We start from the raw sequence: 26286 nt of genomic DNA, 5'->3' as shown, positions 1-26286 counted from the left end.
CTCTGTCAAAGATTATAGGTAACTTTCATTGATTAAGCAGTCCAGTGCTTAGCTGGGTCAAAGGGTGTTCCAACTACCTGGTCGTCTGACAATTCAATGACACCACGTTTTTGGGGAGCATTTGGCAAGGCAAGTTCACGAGGACTACACATCATACCAAAACTCTTTTCCCCACGAAGTTCCCCTGGGAAAATGAGATTGCCTTTTGGCATCATGGCTCCAGGAAGAGCAACAATGGTTTTCAAACCAACACGTGCATTGGGAGCACCAGCAACGATTTGTACTGTCTTATCACTTGCAACTTCCACTTGACAGATATTGAGGTGGTCACTATCTGGATGCGCAACCATTTCTACAATTTCTCCAACCACAAATTTGGGTTCCTTGTCATTGATAATTTCTTCAGCAAATCCTTCTTCTTGCAATTCTTGGTTCAAACGTGCTACTTGGTCGTCAGTTAAAAAGACTTGACCGCGCTCAGCGATTTCAAACATACTAGAAACTTCAAAAATGTTCCATGCGACAGTCTCACCAGTTTCTTTAAGGAAAACACGCGCTACATTACCTTTACGCTCAACATCAAGTTTGGCATCTCCACTGTTTTTCACGATGACCATAAGGACATCGCCGACATGTTCTTTATTATATGTAAAAATCATTCTTTTCTCCTATTTCAGACTTGCTAAAAAGTCATTGATTTGCCCCTTGGTTTTTCGGTCACGATTGACAAAACGTCCAATCTCCTTGCCCTTGTCTAAAACAACAAGACTTGGAATCCCGTATACATCCCAAAGTTTAGCAAGTTCCATATATTCATCTCGGTCTACCCGTATAAAAGTGAACTCTGGATTTGCCTCTTCAATCTCTGGCAAGGCAGGATAGATATAACGGCAATCGCCACACCAATCCGCAACAAAAAGGAAGACCTTCTTGCCATCTTGCTCTACTAAATTTGCTAATTCTTCTATATTTTTAGGAGAAATCATAAGACTTCCTCCTCGTAGATGAGATCTTCATCTTCATAGACAAAGGTATAGTGACGACCATCTTCAAAAATGACACCACCAACAAGGCGTTCAAGGCTACTTTCGTATACTTGGACATAGAGAGTCCCAATCTCACCCATTTCTGAGAAATAGTCACGCACAATAGCAGTTAACTCTTCCTGTGTCTTCATGAGTTTGTGATCATCAGCTACTTTCTTAGCACCAAAGGCAAGGGCTCCAAGACCTGCCACGACTAAACCTGTTTTAATAATATTTTTCGTTTTCATGCTAACATTGTAACACAAAAAGGCTCAAGGAACAATGAAAAAGAGAGTGGGACAGAAATCGGTAATTCGTTAGAATTCGATTTCGTCGTCCCACCTCCGCACAGTTGAGTAGGGCTGTAAAAGCTGATGAAATCAGCGTAGTAGAGCCCACTCAACCACTGCGTCTTGCTCGACAATCCAAAGACAATTGAGAGGCTAGGACTTTTGTCCCACTCCCCTTTCTAATTTCTAAACATTAATAATTTCTCTCGTCAAACAAACCTTCTGGTAAATCATGGAATCCCTTGCCTGCCTTGAAATTTTCAAACTTGCCTAGCAAGAACTGGTAGGCATCCAAACGGCTCTCATAGCGAATCATGGCATCTTTAGCACGCTCATCTTGATCTTCTTCATAGACCTTTTGGCTTTCCTTGAGCGCCATATCATTAATCATGATCTGGGTATTAACCCAGGCTTCAAATTCCTTCATAAATTCTTGCTCGTAACTCATTTTTTCTCCTTATTCTAATCCACGGAAAAAGTCGCTATCAATCTCACGATAGGGTTGAATATCCTGAACATACTCCAACACACCTTGAAATTCCCCGTTTTCATCATGTACTGCAACGTAGGTGATGTGAACAAACTTTCCACGTGATTCGGACTTAAACCACATCTCATACTTGTCCTTGACCCCTTCACGAAGTCCTTGCATAATCGTTTTGACCTTCTCCAAATATTTTGGTGGATGGCATAGTTCGACATTTCGTCCAACTTGGGACGGTGTTCGTTTGAAAATCATTTCATCTGCTGGAGTATTGTCATTATAATACTGGAAAATATCATCCTTATTGACAAAGGTAATCTCCATAGGCAAATGATTAAGGATAAGATTCGCCTGTTCAACTGAGAGATAGCCATTGCCAAAAGCTTGCTGGCTATTGCGATCTAGCACCGTTTCCTTTTCCTTTGGTGTAAAGGTGATAGTAAACTGACCTTCTGGTGTATCGATCACCTGCTGAACTTGTCCATCTACAGTTTCTGGCTGAGTTGGTTCTTCTACACTTTTTTCCTCAACAAAACTTTGACGTTCAGGAACCCATTTCTCAGACGGACGGATAATAGCATATCCATAGGCATCACTTTCCTCAGCAATCTGAATCCAGTCATCTTGAGAAAAAGACTCCAGAAGAATCATGAGCAAAATAGATTCTTCCTTAAAAATCATACTTTCAAACTCTGTCGCAAAAGTCTCAAAAGATTCCTTGACAGTGGAAATCGGTACTTCCGGAAGTGACTTGGTTGCCTCCAAAGCTGTTTGAAAGAGTTCCCTAATCTGGTCATCCACTCCCCACATAACTTTTGGAGGTGAATCGTGTCCATAACGTTCCATGATAGGAAAAAAGAGTTCTTCCTTACGCTGATAGTGACGGTCAAACTGGCCTACAAGTCCCATCTGACGAACCAAACCCTTGCGCATCTCCTCAAGCATTTCCTCGTCTTCCATAGACATAGACTCATAAGTGTCTAACAATCTACGGACCCGAATCAAGGCCGCACGGAGAGCTAGATTTTCATCCTTAAAGACTCGTACAGGATGACCAGGATGCTCGGTATCCTCAACTTCTACGCCCTTAACTGCATTTTTAAAAAGATTGGCATGGACATCACAGAGTTCCATGACATCTTCAAAGGTAACGCCTGAGTCAGAGTTCATCAACTCGTGCTCCATGAGGGAAATCTCAATAGCCGATACACCTGTAAAGGTCGCATCAAAACGATCCTGAACAGACTCCGGAGAGGCACCATTATGCAATTCTAATAAAATATCCCGCAGGATATGAATACGTTCATCTGCCATTAGTCTAATCCAATCACTTCGTAACCATTCGCTTCAAGTGTTCGCACAATCTTATCCATAGGAGTTCCCTCAAGTTTTGAGCCTTGCTTGAGCGATACTTTTCGCCCGACTGTGTTGCGCATCAAGGGGTTGGCAAGAGGTTTGAAACCAAGCTCAACTAGAATATCTAAAACTTCTGGATGCTTGTCTACCACTTCAGCAACTGGAATTGATACATCGATTATATTGTCCATGAGAACCTCCATGAGTCTATTTCTAATCATTTAACTGTTTTTATTATACCATAAGGAATGGGATTAAAAAAACTAGCAACACAAGACTTGCTAGTTTCATCATATCAGTCAGCTTCGATTACCTCAGCCTCTTTTCGAATAATTGCCATATCATTTTGATATTGCACTTCAGAATAGTTAACTAATTTGGATAATTCTTTTTGCAATCTTTCGCCCATGGGTTTCATAGTCGCATAGGTTAATCCCCCTGAAATAACCCCACCTAGAATAGGAATCGCTTTTCCCATCCCCTTTGCCAAGCCTCTCCTTGTAAGAGTAACCCCAAAAATTTTCATAACCTTTTTTAAAATCGGATACCAGCCAGCTTTGGCTACGGCTTTCTGAGGTACTGTAGTCATTACATGTTTAGCGACTGTAACACCGCCAGAACGAAGCAAGGCACCCGCTCCGTTTACCCCAAGCATAACCCCTAGATAAAGTAATAGTGTGTTTTTAGCTTCTTCACTTAAGTCATTTCTTGATGCCCAAAGATCATTAAATCCATAAATATATCCCAATTCTTGGGCTAATTTTAAGGAAAAAGCATAAAACTGAGCTACATCCGTTGGAATAGTAAGCGCCATTAGAATACCTCCGGGTAAACCTGCTAGAACAGATGTTCCACTAGCTCGTAAAACATTATCCTTTATGCAGGACCTGGCTACTCTATCTAAGGTTTCCTGGGGTAATAATGAAGGAGGACCTTGTTCTAACAATTTGGCAATATCCTTCTTATCTAATTCTTTAGAGAACTTCTCCACTAAAAATTTTTCTCTATTTACTTTTACGACAGGAAGCTTTACAACTTGTTGTAAAACTTTTATAGCTATATCTTGTTTAGCCATCTATATCTCCATTTTATATTCAAGTTAAGCTTTATCATATCATACTATTAGAGATTTATACATTTTTTTAACCGACTTTTAAGAAAGGCAAATAATCAAACTATCGTCATGTTTAAAGTAACAAAAAAGAGGGGAATCCCTCTTTTTCTTAGTTTTTATCCAGGTTGCGTAACATTTCGTCAATCTTATTACCATATTCGATGGATTCGTCTTTGACAAAAGTTAAGTCTGGAATTTTGTATAAGGTCAAATTGCGACCAAGTTCACGTTTGATAGTTCCAGTTGCTTTTTCAAGCCCAATTTGAGCTTTCTGATTATCTGATGCAAGATTACTCAAAATAGTGTAGTAAACCTTAGCCATTGATAAATCACTCAACATCTGAACATCTGTAATGGTCACACCTTGGACACGGGGATCACGGACTTTCTTTTGCAAGATCTCATTGACTTCTCGCTTGATTTCCATGCCCACACGGTCCGTACGGAAATGATTTGCCATAATTTTTCCTTTCTCTTAAATAATGAACCAAAAGCTAGGCCAGCAGACCTAGCTATTTTTAAAATTATTGATTTTCAATTCAAATTGAAACGAAGTTCAATTTGAAATCATCTGCTTCTTTCGCCGTGGTGAAAGTTATGGAACTGCATTAGCAGTTTCATAGCAGGGGATTTTTGAGACATGCGGCTCAAAAATAAGCAATGAAACCATAGGTTTTCTTGCGTCCCTCACCATCTAAGAAAGGGGCAAAAAATTATCTCTTAATTTCTTCCATGACATAGGCTTCAATCACATCATCCACCTTAAGATCATTGTAGCCTTCAATCATGAGACCACCTTCACGGCCATTTGTAACTTCTTTAACGTCATCTTTATAGTGTTTCAAACTTGCTAGTTCACCGTCGTAAGTAACTACACCGTCACGAATAACACGGACTTTAGAGTCACGGGTAACTTTACCATTGATAACCATGAATCCACCAATGGTTCCCACTTTAGAGACTTTAAAGGTTTCACGGATAAGAGCTTCACCGATGATTTTTTCTTCAAATTCTGGGTCAAGCATACCCTTCATAGCTTCTTCCATCTCTTCGATAACCTTGTAGATGATACTATGGAGACGAATTTCCACATCGTCAGCATCAGCTTGTTGACGAGCTTGTGGAGTAGGACGGACGTTGAAACCAATGATAAAGGCATTGGATGCTTCTGCAAGGGTTACGTCTGACTCGTTGATGGCACCAACGGCTGAGTGAACAATGGTAACTTTCACACCTTCAACATCAATCTTTTGAAGTGAAGCAGAGAGAGCTTCAACAGAACCTTGCACGTCGGCCTTGATGATAACGTTAACTGACTTGAGTTCCCCAGCCTTAAGAGTATCAAAGAGGTTTTCAAGACTAACGCGTTGGGTTGTTTGACGCTGTTTGAGAAGGGCACGTTTAGCACGTTCTTCACCTGCTGCACGAGCAGATTTTTCATCTTCGTAAACGGCAAAGTGATCACCAGCCATTGGCGCTTCGTTCAAACCAGTGATGGAAACCGGTGTTGATGGCCCTGCAACCTTAACACGACGTCCAAGGTCATTGGTCATAGCACGGACACGTCCGAAAGTATTTCCTACAACGATAGGGTCTTGTACGTTCAAAGTACCTTGTTGAACAAGAAGGGTTGCAACCGCACCTTTACCTTTATCCAAACGAGCTTCAATAACAGTACCGATAGCACGGACAGTTGGGTCAGCCTTGAGTTCTTGGAGCTCAGCCACAAGGAGGACTGTTTCCAACAACTCATCAATGTTTTGGTTAAACTTAGCTGAGATTTCTACAAATTCAGAATCTCCACCCCAAGCTGTTGACATGATACCATGCTCTGCCAATTCACCGATTACACGCTCTGGGTTGGCACCTGGTTTATCGATCTTATTGATAGCTACGATGATTGGAACATTCGCAGCTTTTGAGTGGTTGATGGCTTCGATAGTTTGAGGCATAACCCCGTCATCAGCTGCTACGACCAAGATTGTAATATCGGTAACTGAGGCACCACGTGCACGCATAGATGTAAAGGCCGCGTGACCTGGGGTATCCAAGAAGGTAATCTTCTTCCCGCCCTCTACGATTTGGTAGGCACCGATATGCTGAGTGATACCACCTGCTTCTCCTGTTGCTACACGAGAATTACGAAGGGTATCCAAAAGTGTTGTTTTACCATGGTCAACGTGTCCCATGATGGTAACAACTGGTGGACGTTCCACTAGTTGGTCTTCGTTCAGATATCCATCTTCAGCAAAGAAACGCTCAATATCGGCATTGTCCACTTCAACTTTTTGTTTGGCATCAATACCATAATCTACCATGAGGAGTTCGATTGTGTCACCATCCAAAGATTGGTTTTGTGTCGCCATCACGCCCATCATGAAGAGTTTCTTAACAATTTCAGCTGGCTCACGTTTGATACGTTTTGCGATTTCCGCAACGGTCATACCATCTGTATATTCAAATTCTGTAGGCAATTCATGGAACTTACGCTCCGTAACAGGTTTTTGAACCTGATTACGGTTATTTTGTTTATTGCCCTTTTTATTTTTCTTATTATTGTTCCAGTTACTGTTTCTTTGATTTCTCACTTGATTTTGACTACTTCGATTCTTTTGTTGTTTTCTTGGACCATCTTCTTCGTGATCGAAATCATCACGTTCTTTATCTGGTCGAGCTTGTTTTTTACGACGATTATCTACTACAGCTTCCTTAGCTACAGGAACTACTTCAACAACTGTTGGAGCTTGTTCAACAACTTTAGCAGCTTCTTCAAAGATTTCTTCTGGCTCCTTGCGCTTATTCGCTTGGGCTAAAGCTTCTTTTTCTGCTTGAGACTGTTTGAAACGTTCCTCGCTTGAACGTGCATACTCTGCATTTTGTTCTGCTTTCAGAGCAGCTGCACGAGCCTTGAAGTCGATACGTGGACCTGCCTGATTTGGACGTTTGTCCTCTTGCTGTCGACGGTCATTGCCACGTTGTCCCTGACCTTGCTGTTTTTTGCCTTGGTCATTGAAGCGACGATTGTCTCGATTTCCTTGCTCTGGCTTACCAGATCTACGTTCATCTGCTTTTTGACGATGATCACCTTGATGATGATCTCGCTTGTTTCCTTTTTGTTGTTTACGTCGCTCTGCCTGCTCTTTGGCACGTGCTTCACGTTCCGCCTTAAAGTTACGGCTCTGGGGTCTAGCAGCAACTACTTTTTCTTCTTTAGGTGTTGCTGGCTTATTTTCTTCATTAACCAGAGGAGCTTGGGGTGTTGCTGGTTTGCTTTCCTCTTTGGCTTCTGGAGTTTTAGGTGCCGCAGGTTTTACTGCTGGCTTGGCTTTAACTACAGGTTTGAAACTGGCTACGATTTTCTCAGCTAGCACTTCTTCCACACTTGAAGCATGGCTTTTCACTTCTAATCCTAGCTCTTTTGCACGTTCTACAACTTCTTTACTTTCTTTTCCAAGTTCTTTGGCGATTTCGTACAATCTTTTCTTAGACAAATTATGTCCTCCTCTTCTATTCCATAAGAGACCTCATTTTCTTTGTAAATCCAGCATCTGTCACAGCCAAAACTTTTCTTGATTTTCCGACTGCTATGCTTAATTCCAGTGTTGAAAACACGGTAATAACTTCTACTTGATAATAGTGACTTTTATCTTGAATCTTCTTGGTCAGATTTGGACCAGCATCATGGGCTAGAAAAACCAGCTTTACTTTCTGGTCTTGAATGGCCTTGACAACCATTTCTTCACCCGAGATGATTTTCCCTGCTCGTTGAGCAAGACCCAAGAGATTGGTAATTTTTTGCTTATTCAAGTCCTAACTCTCTTCTTTTCACTTTATGTTCGACATAAGCGATTAACTCATCATAAAAGTTCTCTTCAACTTCCATATTAAAGCTACGGTTAAAGACTTTTTTCTTTTTAGCCTCAAGGGCTTCTGCATTGTCTAGCTTGATATAAGCGCCACGGCCATTAGCCTTGCCTGTCGGGTCGATAGAAACCTGTCCTTCTTTGTTCTTGACAATACGAAGTAAATCTCGCTTATCAATTACTTCGTTAGACACAACAGACTTGCGCAAAGGGATTTTCTTTGTTCTCATCTTTCCCTCCTCTTGCAGCTTTTATTCTTCAGTCAATTCGTCTGTTTCAGCGTAATCCACTTGACCTGCTTCTTCCATCGCTTCAAACTCGCTAGCAGACTTGATATCGATACGGTAACCTGTCAAATGAGCTGCCAAACGAACGTTTTGTCCACGACGACCGATAGCAAGTGATAGTTTGTTATCTGGCACAACAACCAAGGCACGCTTGCTGTCGTTCTCATCAAAGATAACTTGATCAACTTCTGCAGGAGCAATAGCATTGTAAATAAACTCAGCTGGATCTGCTACCCACTCGATAACGTCGATATTTTCTTCAATTGGCACCATGCGGTCGCTCTTAGCATCATAGCGAGCTGGGTGGAACTTGCTAGTAATTTTCTTGATGTTAGCACCACCACGACCAACGATTGTCCCGATAGCATCCACGTTTGGATTGTGGCTACGAACAGCAACTTTAGTACGGTCACCTGCTTCACGAGCTACGCTCATGATTTCAACAGTTCCATCATATACTTCTGGAATTTCTTGTTCCATCAATCGTTTAATCATCTCTGGATGGCTACGACTTACAAAAACATTCACACCGCGAGGATTGTCCTCAACCTTGTAGACGTAAACTTCGATGCGGTCGTGGGAAGCAAAGACTTCACCAGAGATTTGGTCTTGTTTTGACAATTGGGCTTCGATGCTGCCAAGATTGACATAGATGAAGCGGTTGTCAAAGCGTTCTACTGTACCAGACATGATTTCTTGCTCATGTTCTTTGTAAGTATTGTAGGTAATGGCACGCGTTTGCTTGCGCATTTTTTCCATAATGGTTTGTTTAGCAGATTGGGCTGCTACACGACCAAACTCAGCAGGTGCTTCTTCGAACTTGATCTTGTCGCCAAGTTCGTAGGCTGAGTTAATGGCAAGAGCATCTTTCAAACTGATTTCCAGACGGCTATCAAATACTTCATCCACAACTTCACGAACGGTATAAACTGTGAAATCGCCTGTCTTTTCGTTAAAGTCAATAGCTACGCTGTCTGATTGACCATAGCGTCTACGGTAGGCTGAACGAAGTGACTCCACCACTGCTTCAATGATGTCTTCTTTTTTGATTCCCTTGTCTTCTTCCAAAATGCGGAAGGCCTCTAGCATTTCTTTACTCATCTTCTATTCACTTTTGAATCTTCAAAAGCTTCCTTTCTTTTACTAAAATTTTACTGCCAAACGTGCTTTCGATACCAAACTGTATGGAATTTGGACTGTTTTCTTACGTGTCTTGTCCATATACTCCATGGTCAACTCATCCTCTTCAAAGGCCAACAAGGTTCCCTCAAAGACTTTCTGCTTGTCGATGGCCTTATAAAGACCAACGTGAATGTATTTCCCAACCGCTCCAGCTACAGCTTCCTTGGTTTTCAAAGGACGCTCCAAGCCAGGGCTAGTCACTTCTAGGAAGTACTGTTCTGGGAATGGATCTGGTTGAATCTGATCCAACAGAGGACTAATCACTTCTGTCAAGTCTGCTGTATCATTCAGGGTAATACCACCTGGCTTATCAACAAAGATACTTAGAACATAATCTCCTACAATCTTTTCATATTCAACATCCACCAATTCAAATGGAGCTTGGATAGACGGTTCAATAAGTTTTGTTACTAATTCAACAATTGTTGCGATAGGACAACACCTCCTCATAAGCAAGAGGCGGAGATACATCTCCGCCTCACCTACTCTTATTCCTACTAATAGTATAGCACAAAACAATCACAACTGCAAGAATTTCGCCTTTTTGTAGCTAGTTGCATCCTTTTTCTAGGGAAACGGGTTCTTTAGAGTTCTCTTAATTTTATTGAGAACTTGGTAACAAACCCAGGTCATATTTCCATGACAAAACGCGTTTGACTGACTCATCAATCCGCTCTTCAGTCAGCTCCCCTGTAGCAACTTTTTGTAAAAGATAAGGGATCTGAGTCTGGTAAGAAGAACCTAAAATCAAATCATTTCCAGCTAAAATCACCTGTAGTGCCGCTTGGTCCTGGTCGACAAAGTCAGCCAAGCCAGCAATTTCCAAATCATCCGTCATAATGACTCCCTTGAAATTAAGCTCATTTCGTAGGATATCATTTATTTTTGGTGAAATAGAGGAAGGGACCGTATCCAGCTGAGAAAGGATATTGTGAGAAACTAAAACACTGTCCGCTCCTGCATTATACCACTTATCTAACCGTAAGTACACCTTTAACAAAATCACTGGCAGACTTAATTTCTCTTGATAGGCTTAGCCAGCCTCCTTTTACTTGTAAAAGAAAAAACACCCCATCAATCAGAGGTGTTTGCGCATTAAAACTGAGCTTCTACTCGATAAATAACCTGGCCTTTATTTGAGAATTTCTGTTCGTATTCTGTCAGGACATTATCTTCGAAATCACTAGCATGTAGGTCTAACCAAACTCCATTTAGCTTCATTCCGTACTGTGAAAAACTCACTAGACTGTACTCAAATAGACCACGGTTATCCGTCTTAAAATGAATTTCTCCATTTTCTGGCAAGATACGTTTAAAAGTATCTAAAAAACTCTTATAAGTTAAACGGCGTTTTTCATGGCGTTTTTTAGGCCATGGGTCCGAAAAGTTCAAATACAAGCGGTCAATTTCGCCGTCTGCAAAGTAGTTGGTCAAATCAGACCCATCTACCCAAAGCAATTTGATATTAGGAACTCCAACTTCCAAGACCTTATCCAAGGCGTAGCTTAAGACAGACTTTTGGATATCAATTCCGATGTAGTTGATGTCAGGGTTCTGTTTAGCCATGCCTGATACAAAGGCTCCCTTACCACTCCCGACCTCAACATGAATGGGATTGTTATTACCAAACAAGGCTTGCCATTTCCCTTTAGCCTCTTCAGGATTCAAGACAACATACTGAGGATTAGCCTCTAGTAATTCTGTCGCCCCTTTACGATTTCTTACTCTCATTTTTTCTTTCCATACTTGTCTCGGAATGTACGCAAGGCATAAATCTCCCGATTGACATTATCCAAATCTTGGTTTTCATAATACTTGGTAATTTGGCTCAAGTAGGATAACTGAGCATACCAAAATAGCTTATTCATAACCGTTTGATTATTCTTGTAACCGTAATTGGTTAACCATTCTACCCACCGGTATTCTGGAATATAGTGACATAACAAGTGAGCTACATCAAACATACGATCCGTTAAACGAACCGAATCCCAATCTACAAGATAAATCAAACCGCTATTCGTCTCAATCCAATTACTGTGACGCACATCTCCATGAACGATAGTAGCGTAGTCTTCTCTGAAAGTCGGAAGATTCTCACGCATATCATTTATTACAAAACTAATGAATTGATTATTTTTTAAAACATCTGGAGTATCATTCAACCATGCCCTGAGCAAATCAGCAGGTCTTTCCATAGTGTAGCCCAAGCGTGTCAACTGGGTCATTAAGGGTCGTGAACGATGCAAACGAGTCAAAATATCAATAATTTGCTTACGATTCATATCATTTGGTGTCAATATTTTTCCCGTCAACCATTCCTGCGCACACATGTCGCGACCATCTGATAAGCGACGAATCCAAAGTAATTGTGGAGCGATTTGTTCCTTTGCTAAACCAGGTAGGATTGGAGAGGTATTCATTTTTATAAAAACGCGTTTTCCGTCAGGGTAGCTTCCCATAAAAGCTTTACCACTGTTACCAGATATTGGAGTCAGCTTTAACTCCTTATCACCCAAATCCATTTCTTCCCTCCATATAAAGTTTCCTATCTATTCTACTAGTTTTTATCCTATTCGTCAACCAATCTATTCAATTGGTAAGGTATATAAAAGTATTGCAAGATAAAGCTAGCTCCTAAAAGAGCAACAAGAGCCATTTTTTCCTTAAAGATGAGCAAGCCTAGGACAGATTCTAAAAGTAAAACAATGAGTCCGATAGCTGTCACAAGCTGCTTTAATCCCTTCTCTTTTTGGCCTTTTTCTAAAGGGAAGAGTTGGATTAAATATTGGTAATCAAAGGCATGATAGAGGGCTAGCAACTGGAAGAGCAAGAGGTAGTTAAACAAAACAACCACTGCCGTCGCAATCCAAGACTGATCGATAAAAATTTGGGCTAGTAGAGACAACAAGAGAAGTCGCAAGCTGAGAGCTAGTAAATCTCCATTTCTCAGATAAGAACGAAGATAGAGATTTTGCCAAATCTTGCCAGGCACCTTCTGAACAGCATTTAAGATAAAGTCTAGATAAGCGCGGCGCTTAATACTATTTGAAATCCCTTTGACCTGTGTAAACAGGGCAAAGAAACGAAGCAAGAACTGTTTTCGCTTACTTTCTTGGACGATGACATAGTCCCAGTCAAGATTATTTGAACCGAAAAACTTGTTAGCCTTTTTCTGAAAAAGAAAATATTTTCCAACTCCCAAAAGAAGGACATAGGCTCCAAAAACTACTAAGCCAAAACCCATTGCTAAAAATAAAGGGGCAAAAAGGAGTAAGAAGAGCGTCTGTACGCTAACCCAAAAGATGAAGGATACTAGCTTTTGCTTCTGGATATATTCCCTCACCTCTTCTTCAGCCACTAAGAGAAAGAGCTTATCGGGCGCTTCTACATACGTAGCTATCCCTCCCCAAATCAAGAGTAAGACAGAGACAATCCCAATTAAAAATAGAATCGGTAAATGATTTTCTGGAAAATGCTGGAGTAGTTGACTATATTGATAAGCTAGAAAACCTAATAAGACCAACAAAAATAAGATAAAGTGGTCATTTAGAACATATCGCAAATAGCCTACACACTCTTTACGAAAGGCCTGCTTTCGCTTTAAAAACAAGTCTCTCATCGGTCCTCCTCTTTGGTCAGAGCCAGGTAAATATCGTTTAGACTCGCTTGAGGCATAGAAAAAGCTTCCCTTAACTCTTCAAGTTTCCCCTTGGCACGCACTTGTCCCTTATGAAGGATGACAAAGGAATCACACATTTTTTCCGCAGAGTCAAGAACGTGGGTACTCATGAGAATCGATTTCCCCTTTTGCTTTTCCACTTCCAAAAGCTGAATCAAATCCGAAATTGCCAAAGGATCTAGACCTAGGAATGGCTCGTCTACTATAAAAAGACTAGGATCTACAACAAAGGCACAGATAATCATGACCTTCTGTTTCATTCCCTTAGAAAAATGAACTGGGAGCCAATCTAATTTCTGATCCAAACGAAACATCTTCAAAAGAGGTTCTACTCGTTCAAAAGCTTGTTCTTGCTCGATACCATAGGCCATAGCTACCGTCTCGATATGCTCTCTGAGGGTCAATTCTTCATATAAACTAGGTGTTTCAGGGATATAACCAATCTGCTGACGGTATTCACGAGGATTAGCTCGTAAGGTCAAGCCATCGATATTGATTTCCCCACTATAAGGTGTCAAAAGTCCAATAATTTCGTTAATTGTAGTTGATTTACCAGCACCATTTAGCCCAATCAAACCAACCAATTTCCCGCTTTCAACTGTAAAAGATACATCCTTTAAGACAGGGACGTGAACATAGCCTCCTGTCAGGTTTTTTATTTCTAACATATTTTCTCCGAATTTGGTATAATGTAGCTATATTATATCAAAATTTAAGTCAGTAGAGGTGCTTTTTATGTCAGATTGCATTTTTTGTAAAATCATTGCTGGAGAAATCCCTGCATCTAAGGTTTATGAAGATGATCAAGTTCTTGCTTTTCTTGATATATCCCAAGTAACGCCCGGACATACCTTACTTGTTCCGAAAGAGCACTACCGTAATCTCCTAGAAATGGATCCAAATAGTGCTAGTTGCCTCTTCGCTCAAGCTCCGGTCGTAGCAAAAAAAATTATGGTTGCTACCAAAGCGTCCGGTATGAACATCATTTCTAACTGCGAAGAAGTCGCTGGTCAAACGGTCTTTCATACACATGTGCACCTCGTGCCACGTTATGGGGCAGACGACGATCTCAAACTTGACTTTATCACTCATGAACCTGACTTTGACAAACTTGCCCAAGTCGCTGAAACGATCAAAAACGCTTAAGGAGTTACTATGAAACTATCTAATTTACTACTTTTTGCCGGTTCTGCTCTAGGCAGCTACCTTCTTACAAAGAACCGTCAAGCAATCACAGAGGAAGTGACAGATACAAGTGAGCGAATTCAAGCCGTCAAAGAGGACCTAGATATCATTCAAAACAGTTTTGAGGTTATCAACCAACAAAAGAAACTCATCCAGGAATACCAAAAGGATTTGACCTACAAGTTTAAAGTATTGGAAAAAGACGTCCAAACAAGACTCGCTGTACTAAAAGAAATGCAGGAAGAAAAGAAATAAGGAAAAGAAAGCCTCCAACTTTCCTTGTATCCCCTTAAATCCATTTTGGGTTATCAGTTCCTAACAGAAAAGAGAGGGAATGAAAATGAAACAGATCTTAAAAGTTCTGACTCGTGTGGTCCTGATTATTTCTGGTGGCCTCTGTCTTCTTGTTGCCCTAGCATTTTTAATACTGTCCAATCTTTTCAAGGCCTCACCGAGTGACATCCGAGAAGGAAATGAAGCCTTAAAACAAATCTTCATCTCCCTTGACATGCCTCCTGAGAAAGTAGAATCAAATGGAAGTTATCAATATGAGGGAGGAGGCTTAGATTTTTATGTCACTTTCTCAGATGAGGTTATCAATAGCCACCCAGTCCTAAAAGAAAGTCCAAACCTCACTAAAAATCGACTCAAAGTCTATGTCCTACGTGCAGAAGACATTTCCTACCATAAGGTAGAAGACAACTTGTTCAATCATGGTTTATTCCAATTTTTAGAGGAGGAAAGTAGGAAGTACTTCCAAGAAATCGGAAAGAAATCAAATCCTTCTTACTTTATTCTCTCTTGGAAAAATCCGGAAAGTCTAAAAAAGGGAATTGCATTCTATGAAAAAGCTTTAACTTTGGTAGATATTCAGGATAATTCAGCGATTAAGCATATCGATACCGTCACACTTAAGCCTGGCAAAGAAGCGGAATTCAAGCAACTAATCCAGGAAATGGATGCAGCTGGCTTACTCACTCAACGGTCTGAATAGCAGACCATTTAGGGAATGATTCCTCCGATAATAAACACAAAAAAGAGCCCTTTGGCTCTTTTTCTTTATTCACCCTCAAAGGCATCTTTAATGTGGTCAAAGAAGCCTTTCTTCTTAGGATGTACTTTCAGATCACCTGCAGCTGCGAATTCTTTCAAGGCTGCTTTTTGACGGTCGTTCAAACCTGTTGGAGTCACGACATTGACAGTCACATACTGGTCACCGACAACACCACCACGGAGGCTAGGAGCTCCCTTGCCACGTAGACGGAATTTTTTACCAGTCTGCGTTCCTTCTGGGATGACTAACTCAACATCTCCATGAACTGTTGGAATGTCTACTGTATCTCCTAGGGCTGCTTGAACAAAGTTTAAGTTCAACTTATAGAAGATTGTCGTTCCATCACGCTCAAACTTATCACTAGCTTCAACTGAAACCACCACGTACAAGTCACCATATGGTCCACCGTTAAATCCTGCTTCACCTTGACCAGCTAGGCGGATCTGTTGACCTGTTTCCACACCAGCAGGGATTTTTACGTGTACGCTATGGGCTTGTTTTTCATGACCAGTTCCATGACAGGTTGTACATGGATCTTTGATTTCTTGACCACGGCCATGACAGACATCACAGGTTACTTGGCGACGCATCATACCGAGAGGTGTTTGGGTATCAACATTGATCACACCTGAACCATGACAGCGTCCACAAGTAACTGGACTTGTTCCAGGTTTAGCGCCAGACCCATTACAAGTACGACAGCTTGCTTCACGATTGTATTTGACTTCCTTTTCTGTACCAAAAATAGCTTCTTCAAAAGTCAAATGAACGCGATACTGGAGGTCGTCACCTTGACGAGGGGCGTTTGGATTACGTGATGCACCGCCACCACCAAAGAAGCTTGAGAAAATATCTTCAAATCCGCCAAAGCCACCTGCTCCGTCGAAGCCTCCGAAACCGCCAGCACCACCAAAACCACCATTGGCACCAGCAGCACCATATTGGTCATAGGCAGCACGTTTCTGTTCATCGCTCAAAGTTTCATAAGCTTCTTGAACTTCCTTGTACTTGTCCTCAGCACCAGGATCCTTGTTGATATCTGGGTGATATTTTTTAGATAATTTCCGATAGGCTTTCTTGATCTCATCTTGAGATGCATTCTTTGAAACGCCCAAACGGTCATAAAATTCAGTATTGTTCATACAAGATACTAAGAGCGAACAGAAAGCGACTGAAATTTAGGAAACCGACAAGAAATCCTGATTTCTTAGGCGGTTTATCTAATTTCCAAGCTTTCCGCTCGAGTTCAATTTCTCGAACGCTCTTTGTCCTTTCTTTCAAATTTAGTAAGAAATTCTGGAACCCGTGTTCAATTCCCCGAACACTCTTTGTTCCTTTCTTTTAATGTTACGAAACGAATCAAAATATTAGTGTCGTTCCTTTTTACCGAAAAACAGAGGCTGGTTTGCAACCTCTGGATTTCTTCTTATACATTACGACGTTCTAAAACAAAGTCGATTATACTTTGTTTTTAGAACTAGTAAGGCGTTTAGGCAAGTCGCCATAGCAATTGCCATAGAATGACAGTCACTTTAGTGATTAGTCATTCTTAACGAGTTAGGCTTAACTGAGTTTCGGCTAAAAACTTCGGAAAAAAGATAAGCCATCTTTTGTGCATCGCACAAGGCGATGGCTTCCTATTTTTCTTTCGTTTTCTTAACGCCTCAACATCTTACGAATCGAGCACGCCCTAACCTCTTGGTGAAAAAGATAAATCTTCCTAGAAACTCAAGTTTCTGCGTTAGATTTCCTATTTTCACTGTGAGGTTTTAACGGGCTTTGCATCTTATTTTTCCGTAAACTCTCCGTCTACGACGTCATCGCCTGCGTTTCCTGTTGCTTGTGCGCCTTCTGCTCCTGCTTGAGCTTGTTGTGCTGCTGCGGCTTGTTCGTAGAGTTTAACCGCAAGTCCTTGAGCTTTTTCGTTCAATGCTTCAAGTTTTGCTTTCATTTCGTCCAAGTTGTTGTTTTCTTGGGCTTTCTTAAGATCATCAAGGGCAGCTTGTGCAGCATCACGTTCTGCATCGAAGCCTTTGCCTTCAGTTTCTTTGATTGTCTTTTCAGTCGCAAAGATAGCTTGGTCTACTTCGTTACGAAGGTCTACTTCTTCTTTACGTTTCTTATCTGCTTCAGCGTTTGCTTCTGCATCTTTCATCATGCGATCGATTTCTTCGTCTGTCAAACCTGAGTTAGATTGGATAACGATTGTTTGTTCTTTTTGAGTTCCAAGATCTTTGGCTTTAACAGATACGATACCGTTCTTGTCGATGTCGAATGTTACTTCGATTTGTGGGATACCACGAGGTGCAGCTGGGATATCTGTCAATTGGAAGCGTCCAAGAGTCTTGTTATCTGCTGCCATTGGGCGTTCCCCTTGAAGAACGTGGATATCAACGGCTGGTTGGTTGTCTGCTGCAGTTGAGAAGACTTGTGATTTAGATGTTGGAATTGTTGTGTTGCGGTCGATGAGTTTTGTGAAGACACCACCCATTGTTTCGATACCAAGTGACAATGGTGTTACGTCAAGAAGAACAACGTCTTTAACATCACCAGTGATGACACCACCTTGGATAGCCGCTCCCATAGCAACAACTTCATCAGGGTTTACTGATTTGTTTGGTTCTTTACCTGTTTCAGCTTTAACAGCTTCTACTACGGCAGGGATACGAGTTGAACCACCAACAAGGATAACTTCGTCGATTTCTGACAAGCTCAAACCTGCATCTGAAAGGGCTTGACGAACTGGAACTTTTGTACGTTCTACAAGGTCACGAGTCAAATCATCAAATTTGGCACGAGTCAATGTCATTTCCAAGTGAAGAGGCCCAGCTTCACCAGCAGTGATGAACGGCAAGCTGATTTGAGTTGAAGTCACACCAGAAAGGTCTTTCTTCGCTTTTTCTGCTGCATCTTTCAAACGTTGAAGAGCCATCTTGTCGTTTGACAAGTCGATACCATTTTCTTTCTTGAATTCTGCTACTAAGTAGTCGATGATTTTTTGGTCAAAGTCGTCACCACCGAGTTTGTTATCCCCTGCAGTTGCCAATACATCAAAGACACCATCACCGAGTTCAAGGATAGATACGTCGAATGTACCACCACCAAGGTCGAATACCAAGATTTTTTCTTCTTTGTCAGTCTTATCCAAACCGTAAGCAAGAGCTGCTGCAGTTGGTTCGTTGACGATACGTTCTACTTCAAGGCCAGCGATTTTACCAGCGTCTTTAGTTGCTTGACGTTGAGCATCGTTAAAGTAAGCTGGAACTGTGATAACAGCCTTAGTTACTTTTTCACCAAGATATTCTTCAGCGTAACCTTTCAAGTATTGAAGAATCATAGCTGAGATTTCTTGTGGAGTGTATTCTTTACCGTTAGCGGAAACTTTTTCAGAAGTACCCATCTTAGATTTGATAGAGATCACTGTATCTGGGTTTGTTACTGCTTGACGTTTTGCAGCGTCACCAACGATGATTTCACCGTTTTTGAAAGAAACTACAGATGGAGTTGTACGGTTTCCTTCTGGGTTTGCGATGATTTTTGATTCAGTTCCTTCAAGAACTGCAACTGCTGAGTTTGTTGTACCTAAGTCAATACCGATAATTTTAGACATGTGTTTTTCTCCTTAAATTTTATTTTCTATTTTTCTTTTTGATACTCTTCTTAGGTGGCGGCGCCGTCAGAGCTTAACTTCGTTAATCTCTTTGACTAAACTTTGAGCCTAAGGTCTCAAAGTTTGCGCAAATAGCGCCACGGCAAAGAGTATCGCCTTTGGTTCGCTTCGCTCACTATTGGTGAAGCTGAACCATTGTTTATCTTTCTTTCATAGTTTAGTGTCGTTTCGGACAAGGTTTTTAAGTTCTCTAGCCTAGTTATATACAACCACCATGGCTGGGCGTAGGATACGGTCATGTAGTTTGTAGCCTTTTTGAAAGACTTGTGCGATGGTGTCTGCTGGATGCTCATCATCAGCTGGGACTGTTTGAATAGCCATATGGTAGTTATGGTCAAATTCTCCGTCAGCTGGAATTTCTTCGATTCCTTCTTCTTTCAGAGCGTGAATCAAACTTTCTTGGACCATTTCCAAGCCCTTCTTCACATCATCTGTCAAACCTTCAACTGCAAGGGCGCGTTCAAGGTTATCAAGTGATGGTAAGATTGCTTTTGCCAAATCTTGGCTACGATAGCGTTGCAAGAGTTGACGCTCTTCATTGGCACGACGCTGAATGTTTTGCATTTCTGCGTGGGCACGAAGATATTTGTTTTCAAACTCCTCGGCACGTTCATTAGCCAAGTCCAATTCCGACTTCTCGAGAGTTGTTTCTTCTACTGGTTCAACAACTTCCTCTTCTTTTACTTCTTCATTTTTTATATCTTGGGCCATTTTCGCCTCCTTTAATGATTTCAATCTTAATTCACTTCATAGTGATTGCTACTGAGATAGCGGTAAAAATCCGTCAACTTCATAGTCAAAACTCGATTGACAACGTTGAGTTGATTAACCAATTGTTGATAATCCAAATTGACCGGACCAATAATCGCCAGAATTCCAAACCCACGATAGGGAATCAGGAACTTACTGCTAATTACTGCTAAGTCAGCAAGACAAGATTCTTGGCTATCAGCAACTCGGACACTTTGCATCTGGTCGCCTATCAGATTCTCTCGAATTTCCAAAGCTACCTTTTGTGGCTGATCAAAAAATTGATAGGCCGCTAAATTAGCGAAATTCAAAAGATTGACTTTGCCAGAAACCACGATATTTTCATTGAACATTTCTTTGAAGATATGCTCGACGAGATCCATAACGTTATCCGTTGTTGTGAAGTAACGTTGGATAATTTGTGGAATCTCTGTCCGAATCTTGTAGTGAATATCCAAAACAGTCTGATCCAGGAAACGTTCTTGAATCATGGTCTTGAGGCGGTTTAAATCCTCCTGCAAGAAATTTCTCGGAATCAAAAACTGACTGGTAACTGTTCTAGATTCATCAAGCGTAAAAACAGCAAGAGCTGTATGTTGCCCGAGGACAACAATATCAAAAGCTGTTAGCCTCTGCCTACTTGGTTCTACATCCAGCGCTACAACCGTACAACCACTCAAGTCTGACAAAATTTTCGTTGCCTCTTGAAGAATATCCTCAAGCTTGAAGAATTCTTGATCAAAGGCTTTTACAATCTCATAAACTTGATTCTCAGCTAAACGGTCAAAGGATAGGGAGTGTTTGACATAGTATTGAAAACCAGCCACACTCGGCATACGACCACTGGAAGTATGTGCCTTTTCAAGTAAACCTTGCTTTTCTAGAGCTGCCATATCATTTCGAATGGTAGCACTACTAGAGTTGATAGACTCTTGCAAGGCCTTAGATCCAACAGGTTCGTGCGTTTTGGTAAAGATGTCAATAATAAGATTTAAAATATTCTGCTGACGTTCCGTAACCATCTCGTCACTCCTCTCTGATAGATCTTTTTTAGCACTCGGAACATCCAAGTGCTAACTTATGATTCTATTATACACCCTTAGAAAAGAATGTCAAGACAAAAACTCAAAAAATTAGCACTCTTTTACCAAGAGTGCTAAAAATCAGTCTGAGGACCTAGAAAATCATCTTACATTCTCAAGATATTTCTTTTTAAGTCTATAAAAACTATAGATTAGGTAAGAAACCATGAGGGCATAAAGGGCAAAAATAAGGAAGAAAGATCGAGAGAGACTTTCGCGAAACAAGCTCATACAAATAACTAGACCGCCAGAAATAGAAACTATAGATGTACGAAGTCTAGATTTCACATCAGCCCATTGAAGACGATTGTCCATGAAAGATTGATCATTTGAATCTACATCACAAGTTGCTTTTCGAAAAACAGTATAAGAACAATTTTCCACAAATTCCCACCCTTTATCCTTGATACTTTGTAAATCTACCTCATTTTTTCTAAGGTAGCTAGTATTCCACACACGGTAAACCACATCATCTGGTCGGCATTGTTCAAAATAGAAAAAGCCAAAACGATTCGATTTAAATTTCCAACCTTTTAAACGCATCTCATGCAAATAATCTTCTACCTTATCCAAATCAAAAATGGTAAACATTCGAAATTGTACTTTCCTATTCATTGTCTAACCTCCAAAATGATTTTATTTATCAGATAATTCTTTCCACTTTTGAAACAATCTCCAAAAAATATAAGAAATCTGAATCGCGAAAACTATCAATAAAGCACAGTCTATGATAACAATCAAAAACATTCCCCAACTGAAAGAACTACCTCCAGTGATAAACTTTGAGAAAACCGGTAGTAGCGCTGAAAAGAGAAGCAAAATAGGAAGCATCCGCATTGTTAAAATCTTCTTGACCATTGCTAACTTCCCGGCCGCGTCATTATAAATTTCAAACTCGGCATCCGACTCAACTCCAGAATAAAGCTTTCTAAAGTAGGAAAAACCATTAAAGTCTGTAATATGCTCCCACCCACAATCTTTAAATAGTTGTAAATAGGAAGCTCTCTCTGACTTTTTCATAGGATAAAAGTCCAACTGATAAACCACCTGCTCCGGTTGGCACTTTTCAAAAGTATACTTAACCGCAACTACTAAGTTAGAATAACTTACTTCCTTAAGTTTCCAGCCCTGAGCATGCATTTCTCTGAGATAGAGAGCCTCTCTATCATAATCCGCAATGGTAGCAATTCTATAAACAACTTTCTTTTCCATCAAAGCTCCTCCCGACTGTTTCTGTAGAGCCGCTCAATACGTTTCAACTCAATCTCTAAAACTTTTCGACCCAAGCCTGTTATCTGATAGATTTTACGTTTTTCCTCTTCTCGGACAAAGGAAAGCAAACCATCCTTTTCCATCTTCGATAGGGTTCCATACATAGTTCCAGGACTAATCGATACTTGCGAATCTGTCATCTCTTTGACCTTTTGTGTAATACCATAACCATGGTTCTCCTTTTGCAGACAGAATAGAATATAAAAACCCGTTTCAGTCATGGGAAGGTAGACACGCCTAATCTTATCTGTTAATTCCATTTAATCAGACCTCCTATTTAATTCGATATATCGCACCTCGTTATATAAAATATATCACAGCTCGATATAGATTGCAAGAAAAAAAGAGAGTGGGACAGAAATCGGTAATTCGTTAGAATTCGATTTCGTCGTCCCACCTCCGCACAGTTGAGTAGGGCTATAAAAGCTGATGAAATCAGCGTAGTAGAGCCCACTCAACCACTGCGTGTCTTGCTCGACAATCCAAAGACAATTGAGAGGCTAGGACTTTTGTCCCAGCCTCTTCTGTTTATCATTAGTATAGATCTAGGTAGTTATCAATTTCCCATTGTGAAACGAAGGTTGCATAGCTTGCCCACTCAATTCGTTTGGCTTCAAGGAAGCTAGTGTAGATGTGTTCACCTAGAGCTGCTTTAACCACTTCGTCTTCTGTCATAGCCTTCAAAGCGTTGTGAAGAGTTGATGGAAGGTCTGTGATACCAGCCTCTTTACGCTCTTCTGCAGTCATGATATAGATGTTTTCTTCAATTGGCGCTGGTGCTTCGATTTTGTTTTCAATACCGTGCAAACCAACTTCCAAAAGAACAGCCATTGCGATATATGGATTAGCCATTGGGTCAACTGAGCGCAACTCAAGTCGAGTTCCCATACCACGTGTAGCCGGTACACGGACAAGTGGGGAACGGTTACGACCAGCCCAAGCGATGTAAACCGGCGCTTCGTAGCCTGGAACCAAACGTTTGTATGAATTTACTGTTGGGTTCATAATAGCTGTGTAATTGTAAGCGTGCTTGATCAAACCACCAAGGAAATGATAGGCTGTTTCTGACAATTGCATTCCTTTTGGATCATTTGGATCAAAGAAGGCGTTGTTCCCTTCAGCATCAAACAAGGACATATTGCAGTGCATTCCTGAACCAGCGATACCAAATTTTGGTTTAGCCATAAAGGTTGCATACAAACCATGTTTACGCGCAATTGTTTTTACAACAAGTTTAAAGATTTGAATCTTGTCACATGCACGAAGAACTTCATCATACTTAAAGTCAATCTCATGTTGACCTACGGCAACTTCGTGGTGACTAGCCTCTACTTCAAATCCCATCTTAGTCAAGACGTTAACAATCTCACGACGAGTGTTGTCGGCAAGATCAGTAGGTGCCAAGTCAAAGTAACCGCCCTTGTCATTCACCTCAAGAGTTGGGTCTCCATTTTCATCAAGCTTAAATAGGAAGAATTCTGGTTCCGGACCAAGGTTGAAAGATTTGAATCCAACTTTCTCCATGTGATGAAGAGCTCGTTTAAGGTTGCTTCGAGGATCTCCAGCAAATGGCTCTCCTTCTGTTGTATAGACATCACAGATTAATCCTGCGACACTACCGTTCTCATCTCCCCAAGGGAAGACAGTCCATGTGTCTAGGTCAGGGTACAAGTACATATCTGATTCATTGATACGAACAAATCCTTCAATAGAAGATCCATCAAACATAGCCTTGTTTGACAAGACCTTGTCTAGTTGTTCATCTGTAGCAGGAATTTCGACGTTTTTCATTGTTCCCAAAATATCTGAAAACATGAGACGGATAAAGGTTACATTTTTTTCCTTAACTTCACGACGAATATCTGCAGCTGTGATTGGCATGGTTTTTCTCCTTATATATGACGACTAGCGGTTGCCTAACCGCGACCAAAAGGTGATTGTTGAGAAGCAAAGCGACTTTGTTGAAGAACCTCATTCCGAAGGGCTCGACGCACCTCAGTTTGACTGACTGGTTTCTTGGCTTTCGCCTCACGTTCGGCATATTTTTTCTTGATAGCAGCAATGTTGAGACCTTCAGTGATATAGTCCTTAATCTCAAGCAATCGATCCATGTCATTCAAAGAATACATGCGGCGATTACCTTCGTTTCGATCAGGTTTAATCAACTCTTGATCTTCATAATAACGAATTTGACGCGCCGAAAGATCGGTCAGCTTCATAACACTACCAATGGGGAAAACTGCCATATTGCGACGAAATTCTTTTTCCTTCATGTGCACTTCCTCTTCTTTCTGTCTATTATAGTCTAAAAAAAATTAATCGTCAATTGTTAATGTTATATGATGTGACATTATTTTCTCTTATTTACTAGCAGACTTTTCAAGCGTTCAAGATCGTAATTTACGAGAATTGCCACAAATACTCCCATAAAGGTTTCAAATACACGGGCAAAAACGTACAAAACTGTTTCTCCACTTGGAATTGATAAGGTAATAATCAACATAGCTGAAACTCCGCCAATGACACCCGCCTTATTATTCATGGCAACGTTTGTCATGATGGTTAACATGGTACAGATTGGTACGGCAACTAAGGTTACCCAAAAAGCTTCTTGAAAATAGGTATTCAAAAGAAAGAAAACCAAGGCAAAAAAACCACCAATACTATTCCCTAAAATACGTGATGTCCCAAAGTGGACACTCTTATCAAAGTCTTCTCTCAAGCTAAAAACGGCTGTAAGAGCTCCAATCTGAAGTCCTTTCCATCCAAAAAAACCAAAAATCATGAGGACTAGAAAGACGGCGATTCCTGTTTTAAAGGTGCGCATCCCTAATTTAAACTTAGATTTGTCAAATTTATATTTTTTAAAATAACTCATAGTCTCAACTTTCTCTCTCCATTTTATCATAATTTTACTTATTTGAGAGAGCTTGGTTAGAAATTAGATGAATTCCTCACAAAAAAGAGAAGGAGTTAAATCCTTCTCAGTTTTTTCAATTGTTTTCTTCCAGACTAGAATAAGTACAAGAAAGCTAAGGCCAGTAAACTAGCGACTAAGCCAACTCCCCAGAAGAAGAAATCGACTTTCCATTCGCTCCAAGATTGACCTTTACCAGAAAATCCACCCAACTCAAAATGGTGATGAACTGGTGTCATACGGAAGATACGTTTTCCGCCAGTCAACTTAAAGTAGGTAACTTGCATCATAACAGATGTTGTTTCAAAAACATAAACGAGACCAATCAAGAGCAGGGTCCATTCCTGGTGAAGAGCCATGGAAATAGCCGCTAACATCCCCCCAAGGGCTAGACTTCCTACGTCCCCCATAAAGACTTTAGCTGGTTTGTGGTTAAAGACAAAGAAGCCAAGCAAGCCACCAATCATGGCTAGAATCACAAGTAGGATATCCAACTGATTTTGCACATAGGCGATGACACCATAAGCAGATAGGCTAATCACTACTGAGATACTTGCCAAGCCATCAATCCCATCTGTCAAGTTAACCGCATTTGAGAAACCAACCAACCAAAAGAGGGCAAAGAATATGTAAAAGACTCCTAGATGCAAAGGAAAACCAAAGACATTGAGCATGTCTCCACCTCTTTCGTAAAAGAAGTAGAAAACTACTCCTCCAACTAACTGAAGCAGGAGTTTTTGCTTGGGATTTAGGCCTTCATTGATTTTACGAAAGACCTTGAGGAAGTCATCCAAGAAACCAACCAACCCATATAAGACTAGGATAAAGAGAATCATCCCAACATTGTTGGTTAATTGGTTACTCAAAAGGGCAAGAACGAAACTGACCAAGACTCCTGTAATTAGAAAGACAATCCCTCCCATTGTAGGTGTCCCAGCTTTAGCTTGGTGCTGTTTGACATCCTCATGCATTTGCTGACCTGTAATCTGCGCTTTTCTGTAAAAACGGATAAAGGCTGGAATGCCAATGACTGTTAGAACAAAGGCAGAGATTCCAGCAAGGATAGACATAAGCAT

At 40.8% G+C, this 26286-nt stretch carries 31 protein-coding genes and 1 pseudogene; 3 read left to right on the top strand and 29 right to left on the bottom strand.

What is annotated here, in order from left to right:
• Positions 1-32: 32 nt before the first annotated feature.
• The 18 genes and pseudogenes from ytpR to QM941_RS00200 form a co-directional block, all read right to left on the bottom strand.
• Entirely contained in the window at positions 33-659 is a 627-nt protein-coding gene (gene ytpR, locus QM941_RS00285; protein WP_414266502.1) for a YtpR family tRNA-binding protein, read from the bottom strand.
• 9 nt (positions 660-668) lie between these two features.
• The gene (locus QM941_RS00280) at positions 669-986 is read right to left on the bottom strand and encodes a thioredoxin family protein (RefSeq protein ID WP_414266503.1); all 318 of its coding nucleotides are present in this window, start codon (positions 984-986) and stop codon (positions 669-671) included.
• On the bottom strand, positions 983-1273 hold the full coding sequence (locus QM941_RS00275; protein ID WP_024053819.1) for a DUF4651 domain-containing protein: 291 nt from the start codon (positions 1271-1273) through the stop codon (positions 983-985). The genes QM941_RS00280 and QM941_RS00275 overlap by 4 nt, the downstream gene beginning before the upstream one ends.
• A gap of 235 nt (positions 1274-1508) precedes the next feature.
• Complete coding sequence (locus QM941_RS00270) at positions 1509-1763, bottom strand: DUF1912 family protein (RefSeq protein WP_414337540.1); 255 nt, start codon at positions 1761-1763, stop codon at positions 1509-1511.
• Between the two features lie 9 nt (positions 1764-1772).
• Complete coding sequence (locus tag QM941_RS00265; protein WP_414337538.1) at positions 1773-3113, bottom strand: DUF438 domain-containing protein; 1341 nt, start codon at positions 3111-3113, stop codon at positions 1773-1775.
• Positions 3113-3346, bottom strand: coding sequence for a DUF1858 domain-containing protein (locus tag QM941_RS00260; RefSeq protein ID WP_000368732.1), 234 nt, complete (start codon positions 3344-3346; stop codon positions 3113-3115). The genes QM941_RS00265 and QM941_RS00260 overlap by 1 nt, the downstream gene beginning before the upstream one ends.
• A gap of 104 nt (positions 3347-3450) precedes the next feature.
• Positions 3451-4230 (bottom strand): hypothetical protein, encoded by a 780-nt coding sequence (locus QM941_RS00255; RefSeq protein ID WP_414254333.1) that lies wholly within the window; start codon positions 4228-4230, stop codon positions 3451-3453.
• A gap of 148 nt (positions 4231-4378) precedes the next feature.
• Positions 4379-4729 (bottom strand): 30S ribosome-binding factor RbfA, encoded by a 351-nt coding sequence (gene rbfA, locus QM941_RS00250; RefSeq protein ID WP_414337534.1) that lies wholly within the window; start codon positions 4727-4729, stop codon positions 4379-4381.
• A gap of 253 nt (positions 4730-4982) precedes the next feature.
• Positions 4983-7760 (bottom strand): translation initiation factor IF-2, encoded by a 2778-nt coding sequence (gene infB / locus QM941_RS00245; protein ID WP_414337532.1) that lies wholly within the window; start codon positions 7758-7760, stop codon positions 4983-4985.
• Between the two features lie 16 nt (positions 7761-7776).
• On the bottom strand, positions 7777-8076 hold the full coding sequence (locus tag QM941_RS00240) for a YlxQ-related RNA-binding protein (protein ID WP_049549656.1): 300 nt from the start codon (positions 8074-8076) through the stop codon (positions 7777-7779).
• Positions 8069-8362, bottom strand: a complete 294-nt coding sequence (gene rnpM / locus QM941_RS00235; protein WP_414337529.1) for an RNase P modulator RnpM — start codon at positions 8360-8362, stop codon at positions 8069-8071. Before rnpM ends, QM941_RS00240 begins: the two co-directional genes overlap by 8 nt.
• 21 nt (positions 8363-8383) lie before the next feature.
• Positions 8384-9520, bottom strand: a complete 1137-nt coding sequence (gene nusA / locus QM941_RS00230) for a transcription termination factor NusA (protein WP_414337527.1) — start codon at positions 9518-9520, stop codon at positions 8384-8386.
• 42 nt (positions 9521-9562) lie between these two features.
• Positions 9563-10051 carry a ribosome maturation factor RimP gene (rimP, locus tag QM941_RS00225; protein WP_414338853.1) on the bottom strand — a complete coding sequence of 163 codons (489 nt, stop codon included), beginning with the start codon at positions 10049-10051 and terminating at the stop codon, positions 9563-9565.
• A 151-nt stretch (positions 10052-10202) separates the two neighbouring features.
• Positions 10203-10565, bottom strand: a pseudogene (locus QM941_RS00220) (glycoside hydrolase family 3 N-terminal domain-containing protein); the annotation flags it as partial.
• Positions 10566-10696: 131 nt separating this feature from the next.
• Complete coding sequence (trmB, locus tag QM941_RS00215) at positions 10697-11332, bottom strand: tRNA (guanosine(46)-N7)-methyltransferase TrmB (RefSeq protein WP_414337525.1); 636 nt, start codon at positions 11330-11332, stop codon at positions 10697-10699.
• Entirely contained in the window at positions 11329-12123 is a 795-nt protein-coding gene (ccrZ, locus tag QM941_RS00210) for a cell cycle regulator CcrZ (RefSeq protein ID WP_414337523.1), read from the bottom strand. Before ccrZ ends, trmB begins: the two co-directional genes overlap by 4 nt.
• Positions 12124-12170: 47 nt before the next feature.
• On the bottom strand, positions 12171-13220 hold the full coding sequence (locus QM941_RS00205; protein WP_414337522.1) for an ABC transporter permease: 1050 nt from the start codon (positions 13218-13220) through the stop codon (positions 12171-12173).
• A complete protein-coding gene (locus QM941_RS00200; RefSeq protein ID WP_414337520.1) occupies positions 13217-13948 on the bottom strand; it encodes an ABC transporter ATP-binding protein in 732 nt (243 codons plus the stop codon). The genes QM941_RS00205 and QM941_RS00200 overlap by 4 nt, the downstream gene beginning before the upstream one ends.
• 67 nt (positions 13949-14015) lie before the next feature.
• Here QM941_RS00200 and QM941_RS00195 point away from each other — a divergent pair, with 67 nt between their 5' ends.
• The 3 genes from QM941_RS00195 to QM941_RS00185 all read left to right on the top strand — a co-directional run bounded on the left by QM941_RS00195 (position 14016) and on the right by QM941_RS00185 (position 15459).
• Entirely contained in the window at positions 14016-14426 is a 411-nt protein-coding gene (locus QM941_RS00195; protein WP_414337518.1) for an HIT family protein, read from the top strand.
• Positions 14427-14435: 9 nt separating this feature from the next.
• Positions 14436-14720, top strand: coding sequence for a hypothetical protein (locus QM941_RS00190; RefSeq protein WP_414337515.1), 285 nt, complete (start codon positions 14436-14438; stop codon positions 14718-14720).
• Positions 14721-14805: 85 nt separating this feature from the next.
• Positions 14806-15459 carry a hypothetical protein gene (locus tag QM941_RS00185; RefSeq protein ID WP_414337513.1) on the top strand — a complete coding sequence of 218 codons (654 nt, stop codon included), beginning with the start codon at positions 14806-14808 and terminating at the stop codon, positions 15457-15459.
• A 65-nt stretch (positions 15460-15524) separates the two neighbouring features.
• Here the strand turns inward: QM941_RS00185 and dnaJ are convergent, their stop codons facing one another.
• From dnaJ to mraY, 11 genes are all read right to left on the bottom strand, one after another.
• Positions 15525-16661, bottom strand: coding sequence for a molecular chaperone DnaJ (gene dnaJ, locus QM941_RS00180; protein WP_414337510.1), 1137 nt, complete (start codon positions 16659-16661; stop codon positions 15525-15527).
• A 644-nt stretch (positions 16662-17305) separates the two neighbouring features.
• On the bottom strand, positions 17306-19129 hold the full coding sequence (gene dnaK / locus QM941_RS00175) for a molecular chaperone DnaK (protein WP_414337507.1): 1824 nt from the start codon (positions 19127-19129) through the stop codon (positions 17306-17308).
• 255 nt (positions 19130-19384) lie between these two features.
• Complete coding sequence (gene grpE, locus QM941_RS00170) at positions 19385-19900, bottom strand: nucleotide exchange factor GrpE (protein WP_414337504.1); 516 nt, start codon at positions 19898-19900, stop codon at positions 19385-19387.
• Positions 19901-19926: 26 nt separating this feature from the next.
• A complete protein-coding gene (hrcA, locus tag QM941_RS00165; RefSeq protein ID WP_414337501.1) occupies positions 19927-20961 on the bottom strand; it encodes a heat-inducible transcriptional repressor HrcA in 1035 nt (344 codons plus the stop codon).
• Between the two features lie 162 nt (positions 20962-21123).
• Complete coding sequence (locus tag QM941_RS00160; protein ID WP_414337499.1) at positions 21124-21636, bottom strand: DUF2812 domain-containing protein; 513 nt, start codon at positions 21634-21636, stop codon at positions 21124-21126.
• A 21-nt stretch (positions 21637-21657) separates the two neighbouring features.
• Positions 21658-22233 carry a DUF2812 domain-containing protein gene (locus QM941_RS00155; protein ID WP_414337496.1) on the bottom strand — a complete coding sequence of 192 codons (576 nt, stop codon included), beginning with the start codon at positions 22231-22233 and terminating at the stop codon, positions 21658-21660.
• Positions 22233-22553: a PadR family transcriptional regulator gene (locus QM941_RS00150; RefSeq protein ID WP_414320060.1), complete on the bottom strand. Its 321-nt coding sequence runs from the start codon at positions 22551-22553 to the stop codon at positions 22233-22235. The genes QM941_RS00155 and QM941_RS00150 overlap by 1 nt, the downstream gene beginning before the upstream one ends.
• Positions 22554-22827: 274 nt before the next feature.
• Complete coding sequence (gene glnA, locus QM941_RS00145) at positions 22828-24174, bottom strand: type I glutamate--ammonia ligase (protein WP_075230045.1); 1347 nt, start codon at positions 24172-24174, stop codon at positions 22828-22830.
• 35 nt (positions 24175-24209) lie between these two features.
• Positions 24210-24566 carry a MerR family transcriptional regulator gene (locus tag QM941_RS00140; protein WP_414338850.1) on the bottom strand — a complete coding sequence of 119 codons (357 nt, stop codon included), beginning with the start codon at positions 24564-24566 and terminating at the stop codon, positions 24210-24212.
• A 77-nt stretch (positions 24567-24643) separates the two neighbouring features.
• Positions 24644-25171: an FUSC family protein gene (locus tag QM941_RS00135; protein WP_414337492.1), complete on the bottom strand. Its 528-nt coding sequence runs from the start codon at positions 25169-25171 to the stop codon at positions 24644-24646.
• 134 nt (positions 25172-25305) lie between these two features.
• Positions 25306-26286, bottom strand: coding sequence for a phospho-N-acetylmuramoyl-pentapeptide-transferase (mraY, locus tag QM941_RS00130; RefSeq protein ID WP_414337489.1), 981 nt, complete (start codon positions 26284-26286; stop codon positions 25306-25308).

It is taken from the genome of Streptococcus timonensis, assembly GCF_047460355.1.
GTDB lineage: Bacteria > Bacillota > Bacilli > Lactobacillales > Streptococcaceae > Streptococcus > Streptococcus timonensis_A.
Note: the sequence above shows the minus strand (reverse complement) of the source record. Positions and strands in the feature narration are given on the sequence as shown.

Bases quoted from the DNA above. Each gene is read 5' to 3' on its own strand.
- QM941_RS00270 (WP_414337540.1), bottom strand. From the start codon at position 1,763: ATGAGTTACGAGCAAGAATTTATGAAGGAATTTGAAGCCTGGGTTAAT.
- ytpR (WP_414266502.1), bottom strand. From the start codon at position 659: ATGATTTTTACATATAATAAAGAACATGTCGGCGATGTCCTTATGGTC.
- grpE (WP_414337504.1), bottom strand. From the start codon at position 19,900: ATGGCCCAAGATATAAAAAATGAAGAAGTAAAAGAAGAGGAAGTTGTT.
- ccrZ (WP_414337523.1), bottom strand. From the start codon at position 12,123: ATGGATTTGGGTGATAAGGAGTTAAAGCTGACTCCAATATCTGGTAAC.
- QM941_RS00155 (WP_414337496.1), bottom strand. From the start codon at position 22,233: ATGGAAAAGAAAGTTGTTTATAGAATTGCTACCATTGCGGATTATGAT.
- QM941_RS00265 (WP_414337538.1), bottom strand. From the start codon at position 3,113: ATGGCAGATGAACGTATTCATATCCTGCGGGATATTTTATTAGAATTG.
- rimP (WP_414338853.1), bottom strand. From the start codon at position 10,051: ATGAGGAGGTGTTGTCCTATCGCAACAATTGTTGAATTAGTAACAAAA.
- dnaJ (WP_414337510.1), bottom strand. From the start codon at position 16,661: ATGAACAATACTGAATTTTATGACCGTTTGGGCGTTTCAAAGAATGCA.
- QM941_RS00195 (WP_414337518.1), top strand. From the start codon at position 14,016: ATGTCAGATTGCATTTTTTGTAAAATCATTGCTGGAGAAATCCCTGCA.
- hrcA (WP_414337501.1), bottom strand. From the start codon at position 20,961: ATGGTTACGGAACGTCAGCAGAATATTTTAAATCTTATTATTGACATC.
- QM941_RS00140 (WP_414338850.1), bottom strand. From the start codon at position 24,566: ATGAAGGAAAAAGAATTTCGTCGCAATATGGCAGTTTTCCCCATTGGT.
- QM941_RS00185 (WP_414337513.1), top strand. From the start codon at position 14,806: ATGAAACAGATCTTAAAAGTTCTGACTCGTGTGGTCCTGATTATTTCT.
- QM941_RS00205 (WP_414337522.1), bottom strand. From the start codon at position 13,220: ATGAGAGACTTGTTTTTAAAGCGAAAGCAGGCCTTTCGTAAAGAGTGT.
- QM941_RS00200 (WP_414337520.1), bottom strand. From the start codon at position 13,948: ATGTTAGAAATAAAAAACCTGACAGGAGGCTATGTTCACGTCCCTGTC.
- QM941_RS00255 (WP_414254333.1), bottom strand. From the start codon at position 4,230: ATGGCTAAACAAGATATAGCTATAAAAGTTTTACAACAAGTTGTAAAG.
- rnpM (WP_414337529.1), bottom strand. From the start codon at position 8,362: ATGAGAACAAAGAAAATCCCTTTGCGCAAGTCTGTTGTGTCTAACGAA.
- QM941_RS00160 (WP_414337499.1), bottom strand. From the start codon at position 21,636: ATGAATAGGAAAGTACAATTTCGAATGTTTACCATTTTTGATTTGGAT.
- QM941_RS00190 (WP_414337515.1), top strand. From the start codon at position 14,436: ATGAAACTATCTAATTTACTACTTTTTGCCGGTTCTGCTCTAGGCAGC.
- QM941_RS00135 (WP_414337492.1), bottom strand. From the start codon at position 25,171: ATGAGTTATTTTAAAAAATATAAATTTGACAAATCTAAGTTTAAATTA.
- trmB (WP_414337525.1), bottom strand. From the start codon at position 11,332: ATGAGAGTAAGAAATCGTAAAGGGGCGACAGAATTACTAGAGGCTAAT.
- dnaK (WP_414337507.1), bottom strand. From the start codon at position 19,129: ATGTCTAAAATTATCGGTATTGACTTAGGTACAACAAACTCAGCAGTT.
- rbfA (WP_414337534.1), bottom strand. From the start codon at position 4,729: ATGGCAAATCATTTCCGTACGGACCGTGTGGGCATGGAAATCAAGCGA.
- nusA (WP_414337527.1), bottom strand. From the start codon at position 9,520: ATGAGTAAAGAAATGCTAGAGGCCTTCCGCATTTTGGAAGAAGACAAG.
- QM941_RS00275 (WP_024053819.1), bottom strand. From the start codon at position 1,273: ATGAAAACGAAAAATATTATTAAAACAGGTTTAGTCGTGGCAGGTCTT.
- QM941_RS00260 (WP_000368732.1), bottom strand. From the start codon at position 3,346: ATGGACAATATAATCGATGTATCAATTCCAGTTGCTGAAGTGGTAGAC.
- mraY (WP_414337489.1), bottom strand. From the start codon at position 26,286: ATGCTTATGTCTATCCTTGCTGGAATCTCTGCCTTTGTTCTAACAGTC.
- QM941_RS00150 (WP_414320060.1), bottom strand. From the start codon at position 22,553: ATGGAATTAACAGATAAGATTAGGCGTGTCTACCTTCCCATGACTGAA.
- QM941_RS00280 (WP_414266503.1), bottom strand. From the start codon at position 986: ATGATTTCTCCTAAAAATATAGAAGAATTAGCAAATTTAGTAGAGCAA.
- glnA (WP_075230045.1), bottom strand. From the start codon at position 24,174: ATGCCAATCACAGCTGCAGATATTCGTCGTGAAGTTAAGGAAAAAAAT.